Here is a 1,347-nt window from a genome sequence, read left to right on the forward strand (position 1 = left end):
CAGATCTCTTCGCGGTCCGCGAGTTCCGAAACCTGTTCGTCGCCAACTGCGCCGGCCTCGCCGCACACACCACCTCGGCGCTTGCGCTGGGATCGCTGACCTACGCGGCGACCGACTCCGCCCTACTCACCGCGCTGAGCATGTTCGGCGCGCCGATCGCCGGCGTGATCGGCAGCCTGACCCTGCTGTCCGCCGCCGACAGCCTGCCACCACGCCGGGCGTTGACCCTCGCCGCGCTGATCGCCACCGCCGGCGCGGCGCTCCAGGCGGTGCCGGGCCTGCCGCTGTGGGCCCGGTTCACCATCATCTTCGGCACCGCGTACGTCGGCTCGATCACCAGCGGCGCGCGCTGGGCCCTGATCAGCGACATGCTGCCGCCCGGCGCGTACGTGCTCGGCCGCTCGACGATAAACGCCAGCGTGGGCGTCATGCAGATCGCCGGCTTCGGGGCGGGTGGAGTGCTGTTGGTATGGCTCAGCCCGTACCAGGTGTTCCTGATCGCCGCGGTGCTGCGGGCCGTGGCCGCCGCGCTGGGCTGGTTCGGCCTGGCCGAACGGCCGGTCCAGGCGGGCGAACGGGCGTCGACGGCCCGAACGTTGCGGATCAACCAGGAACTGTGGGCCGACCCGGGCCGCCGGTCGCTCTACCAGGATGTGGGCCAGTGCTCCGCCCTTCTGGGCGGGGGTGAAGGCCTGCGCGGGAGGGCCATCAAGGCCCGAGCGTGCGCTAACCTGGCTGGTTCTGTTGTTCGATGTATTGGTGTAGGACTGACAGGGGTGCGTCTGCGAGGGAGCCGGCGAAGTAGGAGCCGGACCACAGGCGGGCGTCGCGCCAGAAGTGGCGGCGGATGTTGGGGTAGTCGCGGCGCAGGTAGCGGGAGGACACGCCCTTGAGGGAGTTGACCAGTTTGGACAGGGCCACCTTGGGTGGGTAGTTGACCAGCAGGTGGATGTGGTTGTCTTCGCCGTTGAACTCGACTAGTTCGCACTCGAATTGTTCGCAGACCTGGCGCATCACCTGTTCGAGGTAGCGCAAGTGTTCGTCGGTGAAGACTTGTGCTCGGTGCTTCGTGACGAAGACCAAGTGGGCGTGGAGCAGGAAAGTGCAGTGTCTGCCGGTGCGGATGGGGTAGGTGTCGGCCATAAACCAAGTGTATGATGTGGAGCGTGAGGGCAGGCAAGGCGGACATTGGTCGGAAGTACCGGCTGTATCCCAGCGAGGAGCAGGCCGAGCGGCTGACCGCGTGGGGGCACACGTGCCGCTGGCTTTACAACACGGCGTTGGAGCAGCGCCAGTTCGTCTGGCGGCAGCGCAAGGTCACCCTTGGGGCCACTGCCCAATGCGCCC

At 67.6% G+C, this 1,347-nt stretch carries 3 protein-coding genes; 1 reads left to right on the forward strand and 2 read right to left on the reverse strand.

Annotated features, from left to right (window positions below; all coding sequences use genetic code 11):
* Nucleotides 1-100 precede the first annotated feature (100 nt).
* Both ACNAW0_RS30355 and tnpA read right to left on the reverse strand, forming a co-directional pair.
* Entirely contained in the window at nt 101-607 is a 507-nt protein-coding gene (locus tag ACNAW0_RS30355) for a hypothetical protein (RefSeq protein WP_416291475.1), read from the reverse strand.
* A gap of 119 nt (nt 608-726) precedes the next feature.
* A complete protein-coding gene (gene tnpA / locus ACNAW0_RS30360) occupies nt 727-1,143 on the reverse strand; it encodes an IS200/IS605 family transposase (protein ID WP_416291476.1) in 417 nt (138 codons plus the stop codon).
* 23 nt (nt 1,144-1,166) lie between these two features.
* On the opposite strand from tnpA, the gene ACNAW0_RS30365 reads away from it, so the two are divergent.
* The coding region (locus tag ACNAW0_RS30365; protein WP_416291477.1) for a helix-turn-helix domain-containing protein at nt 1,167-1,347 on the forward strand (181 nt) is incomplete at its 3' end.

The organism is Micromonospora sp. SL1-18 (assembly GCF_047921505.1).
Classification (GTDB): Bacteria; Actinomycetota; Actinomycetes; order Mycobacteriales; family Micromonosporaceae; genus Micromonospora.

Excerpts from the sequence above, each read along its gene's own strand:
- tnpA (WP_416291476.1), bottom strand. The coding sequence starts at position 1,143 with ATGGCCGACACCTACCCCATCCGCACCGGCAGACACTGCACTTTCCTG.